This window comes from Burkholderia sp. MSMB1078WGS, assembly GCF_001528895.1.
In the GTDB taxonomy this organism is placed as follows: domain Bacteria; phylum Pseudomonadota; class Gammaproteobacteria; order Burkholderiales; family Burkholderiaceae; genus Burkholderia.
This window is the reverse complement of record NZ_LPDI01000100.1, coordinates 65,482-79,454: the sequence shown is the minus strand read 5'-3', so window position 1 is coordinate 79,454 and position 13,973 is coordinate 65,482. Positions and strand designations below refer to the sequence as shown.

Below are 13,973 nucleotides of genomic sequence, written 5' to 3'. Positions count from 1 at the left end.
GGTCATTTGGTTAATTAACTAAAGCTGAGGAACACAACATGAACAAACTGATCGCCGCTCTGGTCGCTGGCCTCTTCGCAACGGCTGCTTTCGCACAAGCTTCGGCTCCGGAAGCTGCTCCGGCAGCAGCAGAAGCTGCTTCGGCACCGGCTAAGCACGCTGCCAAGAAGCACCACGCTGCCAAGAAGCACCACAAGGCATCGAAGAAGGCTGCAGCAAGCGACGCAGCAGCACCGGCAGCTGCTTCGAACTAAGTAAGCAAGCTGTAATAACGCAGTCAAGAACACGCAGTTCTGCCGTTCTTACGGCGTTGAAAGGCAGATCACCGCAAGGCGATCTGCCTTTTTCTTTTTTGTGCCCGCCGGCGCGCATCGCGTACCATGCGGGTCTCGTTTTCCAGACAGGAGCCATGCTGTGCCATTCTCCCTGCGCCCGTCGCTCGGCCGCCTTGCGCGCGCCGCCGTGTTTCCCGCCGCCCTCGCCGTCCTCGCGCTCGGCATGCAGGCCGCCGGCGCGCAAGTGCCGCCTGGCGCCAAGCAGCCGAGCGAGTTCCCGCGCGTGAAGCTGCGCGCCGGCATGTATGTGATCGACGCGGCCGTCGCCGCCAACGACGCCGATCGCGAACAGGGGCTGATGTACCGTTCGCAGCTCGCGCCGAACGAAGGCATGCTGTTCGTCTTCAACGAGAACGCCGTGCACTGTTTCTGGATGAAGAACACGCTGATTCCGCTGTCGATCGCGTTCATCCGCGCGGACGGCACGATCACCGACATCGACGAGATGAAGGCCGAGACGACCGACAACCACTGTCCGCGCAACAACGGCGTCTATGCGCTCGAAATGAGCAAGGGCTGGTTTGCCGCGAAGGGCATCAAGCCCGGCATGAAGCTCGACGGCCTGCCGCGGGCCCAGTAACGGCAACGGCCCGCGCGGCGGCATCGCGCCGCGCACCGACCGCAAGCCGGCCGCCCGTGGCGCGCCGGTTTTTTTTCGCCCGCCGGCGGCGGTGCGCGCCTTGATTCCGCCTGCGCCGGCCGCATCTGCAAAAGCCACGCGCAAGCGCTATGCTTGAAGTCTCGCTTGTTCCAGCCCGGGCCGGCTCCAGCCGGCCCGCTTACGATCCGAACCACCAGGAGGTTCACGTGCCCCGCAAAACCCCCATCGAGCGCTATCGAAATATCGGGATCAGCGCTCACATCGATGCCGGCAAGACCACGACGACCGAGCGCATCCTGTTTTACACCGGCGTGAGCCACAAGATCGGTGAAGTGCACGACGGTGCGGCCACGATGGACTGGATGGAGCAGGAGCAGGAACGCGGCATCACGATCACGTCGGCGGCGACCACGGCCTTCTGGAAAGGCATGGCCGGCAACTATCCGGAACACCGGATCAACATCATCGACACGCCCGGGCACGTCGACTTCACGATCGAAGTCGAGCGTTCGATGCGCGTGCTCGACGGCGCGTGCATGGTCTACGACTCGGTCGGCGGCGTGCAGCCGCAATCGGAAACCGTGTGGCGCCAGGCGAACAAGTACAAGGTGCCGCGCATCGCGTTCGTCAACAAGATGGACCGGATCGGCGCCGACTTCTTCCGCGTGCAGAAGCAGATCGGCGACCGCCTGAAAGGCGTCGCCGTGCCGATCCAGATTCCGATCGGCGCCGAAGATCATTTCCAGGGCGTCGTCGATCTCGTGAAGATGAAGGCGATCGTGTGGGACGACGAAAGCCAGGGCGTGAAGTTCACGTACGAGGACATCCCCGCGAACCTGGTCGAGCTCGCGCACGAATGGCGCGAGAAGATGGTCGAGGCCGCGGCCGAAGCGAGCGAGGAACTGCTCGAGAAGTATCTGCACGACCATGAATCGCTGACCGAGGACGAGATCAAGGCCGCGCTGCGCCAGCGCACGATCGCCAACGAGATCGTGCCGATGCTGTGCGGCAGCGCGTTCAAGAACAAGGGCGTGCAGGCGATGCTCGACGCGGTGATCGATTACCTGCCGTCGCCGGTCGACGTGCCCGCGATCCTCGGCCACGATTTCGCCGATCCGGAAAAGCCGGCGGAACGCCACCCGAGCGACGACGAGCCGTTCTCGTCGCTCGCGTTCAAGATCATGACCGACCCGTTCGTCGGCCAGTTGATCTTCTTCCGCGTGTATTCGGGCGTCGTCGAGTCGGGCGACACGGTGCTCAACGCGACGAAGGACAAGAAGGAGCGGCTCGGGCGGATCCTGCAGATGCACGCGAACGAGCGCAAGGAAATCAAGGAAGTGCGCGCGGGCGACATCGCGGCGGCCGTCGGCCTGAAGGAAGCGACCACCGGCGACACGCTGTGCGATCCGGCCAAGCCGATCATCCTCGAGAAGATGGAATTCCCGGAGCCGGTGATCTCGCAGGCCGTCGAGCCGAAGACGAAGGCCGACCAGGAAAAGATGGGCCTCGCGCTGAACCGCCTCGCGCAGGAAGATCCGTCGTTCCGCGTGCAGACCGACGAAGAGTCCGGCCAGACGATCATTTCGGGGATGGGCGAGCTGCACCTCGAAATCCTGGTCGACCGGATGAAGCGCGAGTTCGGCGTCGAAGCGACGGTCGGCAAGCCGCAGGTCGCATATCGCGAGACGGTACGCACGACGGCCGCCGACGTCGAAGGGAAGTTCGTCAAGCAGTCGGGCGGTCGCGGCCAGTACGGCCATGCGGTGATCACGCTCGAGCCGAACCCGGGCAAGGGCTACGAGTTCCTCGACGAGATCAAGGGCGGCGTGATTCCGCGCGAGTACATCCCGGCGGTCGACAAGGGCATCCAGGACACGCTGAAGAGCGGCGTGCTCGCGGGCTACCCGGTCGTCGACGTGAAGGTGCACCTGACGTTCGGCTCGTACCACGACGTCGACTCGAACGAAAACGCGTTCCGGATGGCCGGCTCGATGGCGTTCAAGGAAGCGATGCGCAAGGCAAAGCCCGTGCTGCTCGAGCCGATGATGGCCGTCGAGGTCGAGACGCCCGAGGACTTCATGGGCAACGTGATGGGCGACCTGTCGAGCCGGCGCGGCATCGTGCAGGGGATGGAGGACATCGCGGGCGGCGGCGGCAAGCTGGTGCGCGCCGAGGTGCCGCTCGCGGAGATGTTCGGCTATTCGACGTCGCTGCGCTCGGCGACGCAGGGTCGTGCGACGTACACGATGGAGTTCAAGCATTACGCGGAAACGCCGGCGAACGTGTCGGAAGCCGTGATCAACGCGAAGACGAAGTAAGCGCCGCGCGCGCCCCGGCGCATGCACGCGAAGCCCGTCCGGTTCCGGACGGGCTTTTTTTCATCCGGCGCGGCGCATCGCGCTCGCGACTTGTTGATCGATACGCCGAGCTTTTTTTCGCGTGCCACAATGGATGGCGAATCGTCAGATGGAACCCGCCCGATGCCGCCCACCCCTGCCCTGCGCCGCCTGCTGGCCCTCTATGCCGGCCTGATCGCCGCGAACGTCGCCGTCTGGCTGTGGGCGCTCGCGGTGCTGCGCGACCATCCGCTGCTGCTCGGCACCGCGGCGATCGCGTACGGGCTCGGGCTGCGTCATGCGGTCGACGCGGATCACATCGCCGCGATCGACGTCGCGACGCGCAAGCTGATGCAGGACGGCCAGCGTCCGGTGAGCGTCGGCCTGTTCTTCTCGCTCGGCCATTCGACGATCGTGATCGCCGCGACGCTCGGCATCGCGCTCGCCGCGTTTGCGCTGCGCGACCGGTTCGATGCGTTCCGCGAGATCGGCGGCACGATCGGCACGGCGGTATCGGCCACGTTCCTGCTGGTGCTCGCATGCGTGAACCTGGCGATCCTGCGCGACGTGTGGCGACGCTATCGCGGCGCATCCGGGCACACGCACGACGGCGCGCATGATCATCGTCCCGCCGGACTCGTCTCACGGTTGCTGCGCCCGTTGTTCCGGTTCGTGTCGAAGAGCTGGCACATGTATCCGGTCGGCGTGCTGTTCGGGCTCGGTTTCGATACTGCAACCGAAATCGGCCTGCTCGCGATCGCCGCCGCGCAGGCCAGCCAGGGGCTGCCGGTCTATACGATCATGCTGTTCCCCGCGCTATTCACCGCCGGCATGACGCTGATCGACTCGACCGACAACGTCCTGATGATTCACGCATACGGCTGGGCAATGGACGATCCGCAGCGCAAGCTGCTCTACAACGCGAGCATCACGTTCGTGTCGGCGGCCGTCGCGCTGGCGATCGGCGGGATCGAGGCGGCCGGCCTGCTGGCCGACAAGCTGTCGCTGACGGGCCCCGTGCGCGACACGCTCGATGCGCTCGGCGAACGCTTCGGCTCGATCGGCTACGGCATCGTCGCGCTGTTCCTCGTCTGCTGGATCGCGTCGATCCTGTTCCACCGCTGGCAACGTGCGGCCGACGCGCCTGCGCGCTGAACGACGCGCCCGACGTTTCATTCCGGAAACAAAACGCCCCCCTGCGACGTTGCAGGCGTGGTCACGCGACGACGCCCGCCTTTCGCCACGGGCCCAAGCGGCCGATGGCACGAATCTCGCAGATAGGGATTCGCACGGCGGGCCCGCGTGCCGATTCGCATTCGCGGCTGGCGTCAAGCGCCGGCCCGACGGCCATCGGCCGACGATAGGACAACGAATCTTTTACGCCCCCCTGCACCACACGTAGATCGTCGCGCGGCAACGAGGCATCGCGCGCATGGGGAGGCCATGATGCATAAGACGAAACAACCGTTCCGCGCGGCGGGACGGCGCCCTCGTGCAACCTTGCTGGCCGCGGCCGCGTTTGCGTGCTGCTGCTCGTATGCCGTCGCACAGAACACCACGCCTGACACCACGCCCGACGCGAACGCCAGCGCGGACACCATCATGACGCTGGTCGAGAACGCATCGCCGTGCGCCGCCAATCCGGCCGCGTGCGCGGCGCACGTTTATGCCGGCCGGGGCGTCGGTAATGGCGGTGCCGGTGCGAGCGGCAGCGGCAGCGGCAATGGGAATGGAAACGGCAGTGGCACCGGTAGCGGCGGTGGCGGTGGCAACGGTAGCGGCGGAAATAACGGGAACGGGGCCGTCGGACCGGCCGGTGTCGGTGGAACGACAGGCGGAACTTCAGGCAGTACGAGCGGCACGGGCCGGGGAGGCAATGCGTCGGGTAACGGTGGTTCGGGTGGCGGCACTTCGGGTGGCGGCACCTCGGGTGGCGGTACTTCGGGTGGCGGCACCTCGGGCGGTGGTACCTCGGGCGGCGGTACTTCGGGTGGCGGTACTTCGGGTGGCGGTACTTCGGGTGGCGGTACTTCGGGTGGCGGTACTTCGGGTGGCGGTGGCCACGGTGGTGGTGGCGATGGTGACGGCGGCGGCCACGGTGGCGGCCACGGCAACGGCGGCGGCAATGGCAACGGCGGTGGTGGTCACGGCAATGGCGGCGGCAATGGTGACGGCGGTGGCGGCCATGGCAATGGCGGCGGCCATGGTGACGGTGGTGGCGGCCATGGCAATGGCGGCGGCAATGGTGACGGCGGTGGCGGCCATGGCAACGGCGGTGGTGGTCACGGCAACGGTGGCGGCCATGGTGACGGCGGTGGCGGTCACGGCAATGGCGGCGGCCATGGCAATGGCAATGGCGGTGGCAACGGTGGAGGCGGTCACGGCAATGGCGGCGGCAACGGCAATGGCAACGGCAGTGGCGGAGCCGGCAATGGCGGCGCTAACGGTGTCGGCAACGGCCGTGGTAATGGTGGCAATAGCGGCGGCGCGGGCAGCGGTGGCGGAAACGGTAACGGCGGTGGGGGCGCGGGTCACGGCGGCGGGAGCGGCGGCGCCAATGGCACCGGCGGCCACGGCAATGGCGGCGGCAACGGTAACGGCAATGGCAGTGGCGGCGCCGGCAACGGCGGGGCCAACGGCGTCGGCAACGGCCGTGGCGCCGGTAACGGCAACGGCGGCGGTCACGGCAACGGCGGATCGTCCGGCGGCAATCACTGACCCGACGAAGCGTTGCCCGGCCGAATACGGTCAGAGCATCTCGAGCGCGCGCTTGCTGCGCGGCGGACGGAAATACGCGTCAAGCTGCGCGCGCTCGTCATCGCTCAACACCAAGTCGAGCGCGGCGCGGTTGTCGCGCACGTGTTCGATCCGCGACGCCTTCGGAATCGCGAATACAGCCGGCTGCGCGAGCACCCATGCCAGTGCGACGCGCATCACCGACACGCCGCGCAGCCGCGCGATCTCGTCGAGCGGCGAGCGTTTGGGCAGCCGCCCGTGATCGACCGGGCTATACGCCATCGCCGGAATCCGATGGTCGGCCAGCCACGGCAGCAGGTCGAATTCCGGGCCGCGTCGCGCGATGTTGTAGAGAATCTGGTTGGTTGCGCACGCACCGCCGCCCGCCTCGCCGACGAGTTCGGCCATGTCGGCCGTATCGAAATTGCTCACGCCCCAGTGGCGGATCTTGCCCGCACGTTGCAACGCGTCGAAGCCCGCGACGGTTTCTTCGAGCGGCACCGAGCCGCGCCAGTGCAGCAGGTACAGGTCGAGGCGGTCGGTACGCAGGCGCTTGAGGCTCGCGTCGCACGCGGCGACGACACCGCGCCGGCTCGCATGGTGCGGATAGACCTTGCTGACGAGAAACACGTCGTCGCGCAGGCCCGCGAGCGCGTCGCCAACGAGCTCCTCGGTCGCGCCGTCGCCATACATCTCGGCCGTATCGACCAGCGTCATCCCGAGTTCGATGCCCTCGCGCAGCGCGGCGATCTCGTCCGCGCGCCGCGCCGGCCGCTCGCCCATTTCCCAGGTGCCCAGGCCCAGCTTCGGAATCGTCTCGCCGTTCGGCAAGGCGACCGTGGCGATCGTGTCTGTCATGCGTTCCTCGTTGCGGATTCGTGGCCGCACACCGCGGCCGAAGCATCGGATACGACGCATCAGTGTAGTCAATCGGTGCGCCCCCAGCCTATTACACGGCAAAAACCGGCTATAACGGCGCGGCATGATGACTTAGAATGGCCGCAACCTGATCGATACCCATTGTATGAAGGCACCCACGGACGACCGCTGGCAGGACCTGCGCCCCGACCCCGACAACGATACGCCGCTCTACCTGCAGCTCGCCCGCAAGCTCGGCGACGCGATCCACGACAACCGCTGGACGGCCGGCGAAGCGCTGCCCTCCGAGCGTGTGTTGTCCGAAGCGCTAGGCGTGTCGCGCATCACCGCGCGCAAGGCGATCGCGCTGCTCGTCGAGCAAGGCTTGATCCGCCGCACACAGGGCGCGGGCAACTTCATCCAGCCGCGCTACGAGGATCCGCTGTCGCGGCTGTCGAGCTTCAGCGAAATGCTCGAGCGCCGCGGCTTCAAGCCGAGTTCGCAGTGGCTCGCGCGCGAAATCCAGCCCGCGAACCGCGACGAAGTGATCCAGCTCGGACTGTCGCCGGCCGCATCGGTTACACGCCTGAAACGCCTGCGTCTCGCCGACGGCATCGTGATGGCCGTCGAGAACTCGACGTTCCCCGCCACGCTGATTCCCGACCCGCAGGCGATCGTCGGCTCGCTGTACAGCTATCTCGAAGCGCGCGGCACGCCGATCGTGCGCGCGCTGCAGCATTTCCGCGCGGTCAACGCGACCGACGAGATCGCCGAGCAGATGGGCATCGCCCCGCACGACGCCCTCCTGCTGATCACGCGGATCGGCTATACGTCCGACCAGCGCGCGATCGAACTGACCGATACCTACTGCCGCAACGACTACTACGATTTCGTCGTCGAACTGCGCAAGTAACGCGAGCGCGCGTCGCCGCCGGCCCTCACAGCCAGCGTGCGTCGTCGGTGCCGAGCGGCACGGGCGGACGCGCGAACGACGGCGGCGTCGCCGACAACCGCTCGGCCGGCCGCACGGTGTCGAGCACGCCGAACGGCGATGCGATGCGGTCGATCCGGTCCCGCACGTCGGCAAGCGCGAGATCGGGCGCGTGCAGCTCGTCCGGCACGACACCGAACGACTGCAGCCAGCGCCCCGTCTGCGCGAGCGACATCCGCACGTGCCAGCTTCCCCCTTCGCGCGCCCGCCGTGCGAGCGCGATCATCGCGCCGAACGCCGCCAGATACCCCGTTGCGTGATCGAGCGCCTGGCACGGCAGATGGCGCGGCCCGCTCGCCTGCACGGCCTGCTGCTCCTGCCAGGCGATTCCGCTCGCCGACTGCACGAGGCTGTCGAACCCGCGCCGCGCCGCCCACGGTCCTGCATGCCCGTACGCCGACACCGACACGTAGACGATGCCGGGTCGCCGCGCCGCCAGCGCCTGCGGCGCGAAGCCGCGCGCCGCGAGCGCGCCGGGCCGATACGACTGCAGAAACACGTCCGCATCGCGCGCCAGGGCGTGCAGCGTATCGACGCCTGCCGCGTCGCGCAGATCGACCCACGTCGAACGCTTGCCGCGCCCGTTGTCGATCACGAGCGGCGCAATGTTCGGCAGGTGCGGACCGTTGACGAGCAGCGTCTGCGCGCCGTGCGACGCCAGCGTGCGGCCCGCGACCGGCCCCGCGATGATGCGCGTGAGATCGAGCACGCGCACGCCCGCCAGCGGCTGGCCGGCCTCGCCGCGGCCGATCGGCTCGGCCGGTGCGTCGCCGATCCGTTCGATCTCGAACAGCGGCAGCGACGCGATCGCGCGCGCCTGCTCGTGAACCGCCCATTCGTCAGGGGTTCTGATCAATGCCGCGCACAGGCCGGCCTCGGCCAGCGCGGTGTCGAGTGCCGCGCCGTCCCACGTACGGATCGCCGCGGCCACGTCGGCGGGCTGCGAGCCGCAGCCGAGCACGTCGAGAATGCCGTGCAGGTGATGCGGGAAATTCGCGTGCAGTTGAATCCAGCGTCCGTCGCCCGTCTCGAAGAAGCCGGTCACCGGATGGCGCAACTCCGGCGGCGGCCCGTCGTCCACGCGCAGGTAGCGTTCGCTGCGGAACGCCACGAGCGCGTCGCGCACCGACACGTCGACCGTTTGCGCCACGCCCGTTCGCAGCCGATGGCATTCGGCCGCCGCGAGCCCGGCTGCGGCGATCGTCGCGGCGGCAAGCGTGCCGACATGAAACGTCGACGGCAGCGCCGGGTCCTGCCCGGTCACGGTCGTCCGGGCCAGCGCGTCGCGCGCGCCGTCTGCGAGTTGCCAAAGATGCGCCAATGCGAATTCGGGTGTCATGGTGAAGGAGACGCCGTTGGGGAGACGAAATCGAGTCTAGAATTCGCGACGGGCACGATCAATCTTGATTGCGCGAATCAATACATAACGAATAGTTGTAGCGAGCCCGCGCTTCATGCGCGGCAACAGGAGCAACCGGCATGACATCCGTCAGTGCACAGGAAGCCGCCGGCATGCTCGGCGTCAGCGTGAGCACCCTCTATGCATACGTGAGCCGCGGCCTGCTGCGCTCGCTGCCCGACGGCACGACCAAGCGCCGCCGCTACGACGCAAACGAGGTGCGCCTGCTCGCGCGCCGCCGCGCCGACGCGAAGCGCGCGGGCGGCGTCGCCGAACGTTCGCTCGACTGGGGCGTGCCGGTATTGGAATCGCGGATCACGCAGATCGCCGACGGCCGCCTGCGGTACCGCGGCGCCGATGCGATCGCGCTGGCCGACGCAGCGACGCTCGAAGAAACGGCCGCGCGGCTGTGGGACTGTCCGCCCGCGCGGCTGGCCGCCACGTCGCTCGCATCGACCGGTTTCGATGCGGCGCAGTGGGACGACTGGGCGCGTCGCTGGACGCATCTCGCACCGCTCGAACGGGCGCTGGTGCTGCTGCCGGCCGCGGCCGCATCGCTGCCGCGCCTGTGGGCGCAAGGGCGCAATGCGCAGCTCGATTCCGCAGCGCTGCTGCTGCGCGTCGCGACGGCGGCGCTCGTCGGCATCGCGCCGGGCGACGCACCCGTGCACCGCCAGCTCGCGGCCGCGTGGCGCGTGCGACGGCGCGACGAAGCCGACCTGCTGCGGCGTGCGCTCGTGCTGTGCGCCGATCACGAACTGAATCCGTCGACCTTCGCGGTGCGCTGCATCGCATCGACCGGCACCCATCTGTTCGGCGCGATCTCGGGCGGGCTCGCGGCGCTGTCGGGGCCGCGCCACGGCGGCGAGACGTTCCGCGCCGGCACGCTGCTCGACGAAGCCGCCCGCGCCGCCGATCTCGATCGCTACCTCGCGCTGCGGCTGGCGCACGACGAACGCGCGGACGGCGGGCGCACGGCCCTGTCCGGCTTCGCGCACCCGCTGTACCCCGACGGCGACCCGCGCGCGCGGGCGCTGCTCGATGCACTGCACGCTTCGACGCCCGAGCAGCCGGCGCCGCGCATGGCGCGCATGCTCGCTTCGCGCGTCGAAGCGGCGACGGGCCTGCGGCCGACGATCGATTTCGCGCTCGCGGTGCTGGAGCGCACGCTCGCGCTGCCCGACGGCGCGGCGTTCACGCTGTTCGCGGCCGGTCGCACGGCCGGCTGGATCGCGCATGCGCTCGAACAGTACGCGGACGGAAAGCTGATCCGGCCGCGGGCGCGCTACGTCGGCAGCGACGCGGCTGCGTGACGCCGGCCGCCGCGCCATGCGGCGAACGGGCGCCACCATGCAAACACGCCGCGCTCGGCCGGCACGGCGAGCGGGCCGAACGCGAACGTCGCGCCGCGCGGCCCGGCGCTGACCCACGCGCGCGTGCCGGGCAGCAAGGTCAGCGATGCGCCCGCGCCCAGCCAGTGATCGTCGGGCCGTCCCTCGACGGTCACCCACACGTCGCCTTCGGCCACCTCGAGCAGCGTGCGATCGACGATCCGCCACCGTCCGGCCGGCTCGTCGCCGTCCATCACGTAAAGTCGCAGTTCGCGCATGGCAGCCTCCTGGTCGCACGGGGTCGATGCCTCCAGTATTTCGGATAGCGGCGGCGCACGGACAGATACGGCCGCAGACACTTTCGGCTGAACTGTACTGGCCGCCCGACGGAGACAGGCATCCGGCGGCCGGGCCGGGCGGGCCACCCGACACAGCGCCCCGAACTGCACGGCGCGGCGGCTTTCCCTACAATGTCGGCTGTCCCGCGCCACCGTCCCCGCCGTCATGTTCCAACGCCCACCCGCCGCCGCTCCCGGCGAAAAGAACCTCACCGTAATGCTCTGGCTCGTTGCGACGGGCTTCTTCATGCAGACGCTCGACGCGACGATCGTCAACACGGCGCTGCCGTCGATGGCCGCGAGCCTCGGCGAATCGCCGCTGCGGATGCAATCGGTCGTGATCGCGTACTCGCTGACGATGGCGGTGATGATCCCCGTATCGGGCTGGCTTGCCGACACGTTCGGCACGCGGCGCGTGTTCTTCAGCGCGATCCTGGTGTTCTCGCTCGGCTCGCTGCTGTGCGCGAACGCCCATACGCTGACGCAGCTCGTCGCGTTCCGCGTCGTGCAGGGCGTCGGCGGCGCGATGCTGCTGCCGGTCGGGCGGCTCGCGGTGCTGCGCACGTTCCCGGCCGAGCGCTACCTGCCCGCGCTGTCGTTCGTCGCGATTCCGGGCCTGATCGGCCCGTTGATCGGGCCGACGCTCGGCGGCTGGCTCGTGAAGATCGCGTCGTGGCACTGGATCTTCCTGATCAACGTGCCGGTCGGCGTCGCGGGCTGCATCGCGACCTTCTATTCGATGCCCGATTCGCGCAACCCGGCCGCCGGCCGCTTCGACCTGAAGGGCTATCTGCTGCTGACGATCGGGATGGTCGCGATCTCGCTGTCGCTCGACGGGCTCGCCGATCTCGGCATGCAGCACGCGGCCGTGCTGGTGCTGCTGATCCTGAGCCTCGCGTGCTTCGTCGCGTACGGGCTGTACGCGGTGCGCGCGCCGCAGCCGATCTTCTCGCTGGAGTTGTTCAAGATCCACACGTTCAGCGTCGGGCTGCTCGGCAACCTGTTCGCGCGGATCGGCAGCGGCGCGATGCCGTACCTGATCCCGCTGCTGCTGCAGGTGAGCCTCGGCTACTCGGCGTTCGAGGCCGGGCTGATGATGCTGCCGGTCGCGGCGGCCGGCATGTTCTCGAAACGGATCATCACGCGCCTGATCACGCGGCACGGCTACCGCAAGGTGCTGCTCGCGAACACGATCATGGTCGGCGTGATGATGGCGAGCTTCGCGCTGATGCGCGACACGGTGCCGGTGTGGGTGAAGGTCGTGCATCTCGCGCTGTTCGGCGGCTTCAACTCGATGCAGTTCACCGCGATGAACACGCTGACGCTGAAGGATCTCGGCACCGGCGGCGCGAGCAGCGGCAACAGCCTGTTCTCGCTCGTGCAGATGCTGTCGATGAGCCTCGGCGTCACGGTCGCCGGCGCGCTGCTCGCGACGTTCACCGGCATGCTGCGCACCGTGACGCCGAGCAACACGCTGCCGGCGTTCCATGCAACGTTCATCTGCGTCGGGATCATCACGGCCGCGTCCGCGTGGATCTTCGCGCAGCTCGCGCCCGAAATCCGCAGCACCGCGCGCAAGACCGACCCGTCCGAGCGCGCGTGACGCGCGGTGCGCGCCGAATCGGGCTCGCGCGCACCATCGCGGTGCAACGCGGCCGGGCACGCGTGCGCGTACCGACCGCGAATGGCGGCCGCACGCGGCGCGCTGCCGTGCATGCTTCTTGCTCGCCTATTCTGTAGGTAAACTGGCAGTCTTCCTTCGGCCGACATCATGAGCATGATCGAAATCGATCCCCCCGGCTTTCAGCCGCCCCGCCCCGTCGCCGGCGACGACGGGAACCGGCGCACCGTGCTGTACGGCGGCTACACCGTGTTCAGCGTGTTCCAGCCCGTTTTCTCGGTGTCGCACCGGCGCGCGATCGGCTATCACGCGTCGCTGCGCGCGCACGACGAGGAAAGCCGCCAGGTGGCGTCGCACGAGGTATTCACGCAGGCGGCGCGGCGCGGCGACCTGCTGGAGCTCGGCCGGCTCGCCGAATCGTTGCATCTCGGTAACTTCCACGCGTTCGACAGCCACGACGAATGGCTCTTCCTGAGCCTGCATCCGGCCGCGCTGATGGACACCATCTACGGCGACGCGCTGCTCGCGAACCTGAAGGCGCTCGGGCTGCCGCCGCACCGTGTGGTGCTCGAGGTGCCCGAACAGGCCGGCGGCGAGACGCCGCGCTATGCGGCGATCATCGACGGGCTGCGCAAGGCCGGCTTCCTGATCGCACTCGTCGGCTTCGGCGCGAAGCATTCGAACATCGATCGCGTGTGGCATTTGCATCCGGACATCGTCACGCTCGACCGCGGCATCCTCGCGCAGGCGAGCGAGCACTCGCATCTCGAGCGCGTGCTGCCGGGGCTCGTGTCGCTGCTGCACGAATCCGGCCAGCTCGTGCTGATGGGCGGGCTCGCGACCGAACGCGACGCGCTGATCGCGCTCGAATGCGACGTCGATTTCGTGCAGGGCCAGTACTTCGCGGGGCCGAGCGTCGATCCCGTGCAGCCGCAGGCCGCCGCGGGCTGCATGGACACGCTGTCGGCCGCGCTGCGGCTGCGCGTCGCGCAGCGCGAGCGCACGCAGGCGGAACGGCTCGCACCGTACGTCGCCGCGCTCGAGGAAGCGAGCCGCAAGCTCGGCGCGGGCGAATCGCTCACCGACGCGGCCGCCGCCGTGCTCGGGCTGCCGGAGACCGCGCGCTGCTTCCTGCTCGACGCGTCGGGCCGCCAGATCGGCGACAACGTGCTCGCGCGCGGCAGCGTGTCGCAACGCGCGAAACGCTTCCGGCCGCTGCTGCATTCCGAAGGCGCGAGCTGGGAACGCCGCCCGTATTTCATCGACGCGATGCGCGCGCCGGGCGGCGTGCATCTGACGGCGCCGTACCTGTCGATCAACGAGGCGCACCTGTGCGTGACCGCATCGATCGCCGCACCGGCCGCGACGGGCATGCAGGTGCTCTGCGTCGACATCAACTGGGAAGCGGCACTCAGCCGCGAATGAGC

Annotated in this window: 12 protein-coding genes; 9 read left to right on the top strand and 3 right to left on the bottom strand. The window is 68.6% G+C overall.

Features of this window, described 5'->3' with window-relative positions; genetic code table 11:
- The first annotated feature begins 38 nt into the window (after positions 1–38).
- From WT24_RS33655 to WT24_RS35485, 5 genes are all read left to right on the top strand, one after another.
- Positions 39–254 carry a hypothetical protein gene (locus tag WT24_RS33655; RefSeq protein WP_011352970.1) on the top strand — a complete coding sequence of 72 codons (216 nt, stop codon included), beginning with the start codon at positions 39–41 and terminating at the stop codon, positions 252–254.
- A 160-nt stretch (positions 255–414) separates the two neighbouring features.
- Complete coding sequence (locus WT24_RS25985) at positions 415–915, top strand: DUF192 domain-containing protein (protein ID WP_059824900.1); 501 nt, start codon at positions 415–417, stop codon at positions 913–915.
- A 227-nt stretch (positions 916–1,142) separates the two neighbouring features.
- Positions 1,143–3,254 (top strand): elongation factor G, encoded by a 2,112-nt coding sequence (gene fusA, locus WT24_RS25980; protein ID WP_059504705.1) that lies wholly within the window; start codon positions 1,143–1,145, stop codon positions 3,252–3,254.
- Between the two features lie 162 nt (positions 3,255–3,416).
- Positions 3,417–4,427, top strand: coding sequence for a HoxN/HupN/NixA family nickel/cobalt transporter (locus WT24_RS25975; protein WP_179949396.1), 1,011 nt, complete (start codon positions 3,417–3,419; stop codon positions 4,425–4,427).
- A gap of 291 nt (positions 4,428–4,718) precedes the next feature.
- Positions 4,719–5,990, top strand: a complete 1,272-nt coding sequence (locus WT24_RS35485; RefSeq protein WP_082742296.1) for a hypothetical protein — start codon at positions 4,719–4,721, stop codon at positions 5,988–5,990.
- 30 nt (positions 5,991–6,020) lie between these two features.
- On the opposite strand, the gene WT24_RS25965 is transcribed toward WT24_RS35485, so the two are convergent.
- Complete coding sequence (locus tag WT24_RS25965; protein ID WP_060036257.1) at positions 6,021–6,866, bottom strand: aldo/keto reductase; 846 nt, start codon at positions 6,864–6,866, stop codon at positions 6,021–6,023.
- A gap of 166 nt (positions 6,867–7,032) precedes the next feature.
- Here WT24_RS25965 and WT24_RS25960 point away from each other — a divergent pair, with 166 nt between their 5' ends.
- Positions 7,033–7,779: a GntR family transcriptional regulator gene (locus WT24_RS25960; protein WP_006489667.1), complete on the top strand. Its 747-nt coding sequence runs from the start codon at positions 7,033–7,035 to the stop codon at positions 7,777–7,779.
- A 25-nt stretch (positions 7,780–7,804) separates the two neighbouring features.
- Here WT24_RS25960 and WT24_RS25955 read toward each other — a convergent pair whose 3' ends face one another.
- Positions 7,805–9,196, bottom strand: a complete 1,392-nt coding sequence (locus WT24_RS25955; RefSeq protein ID WP_060036256.1) for a CoA transferase — start codon at positions 9,194–9,196, stop codon at positions 7,805–7,807.
- A gap of 140 nt (positions 9,197–9,336) precedes the next feature.
- Between WT24_RS25955 and WT24_RS25950 the strand changes: the two genes are divergently transcribed.
- Positions 9,337–10,569, top strand: coding sequence for a citrate/2-methylcitrate synthase (locus WT24_RS25950; protein WP_060036255.1), 1,233 nt, complete (start codon positions 9,337–9,339; stop codon positions 10,567–10,569).
- On the opposite strand, the gene WT24_RS25945 is transcribed toward WT24_RS25950, so the two are convergent.
- The gene (locus WT24_RS25945) at positions 10,542–10,865 is read right to left on the bottom strand and encodes a DUF2917 domain-containing protein (protein WP_060036254.1); all 324 of its coding nucleotides are present in this window, start codon (positions 10,863–10,865) and stop codon (positions 10,542–10,544) included. The two genes, WT24_RS25950 and WT24_RS25945, sit on opposite strands and share 28 nt — an antisense overlap.
- 226 nt (positions 10,866–11,091) lie before the next feature.
- Between WT24_RS25945 and mdtD the strand changes: the two genes are divergently transcribed.
- Both mdtD and WT24_RS25935 read left to right on the top strand, forming a co-directional pair.
- Positions 11,092–12,528, top strand: a complete 1,437-nt coding sequence (mdtD, locus tag WT24_RS25940; RefSeq protein ID WP_034208205.1) for a multidrug transporter subunit MdtD — start codon at positions 11,092–11,094, stop codon at positions 12,526–12,528.
- Positions 12,529–12,696: 168 nt separating this feature from the next.
- On the top strand, positions 12,697–13,971 hold the full coding sequence (locus WT24_RS25935) for an EAL domain-containing protein (protein WP_034208206.1): 1,275 nt from the start codon (positions 12,697–12,699) through the stop codon (positions 13,969–13,971).
- The last annotated feature ends 2 nt before the right edge of the window (positions 13,972–13,973 follow it).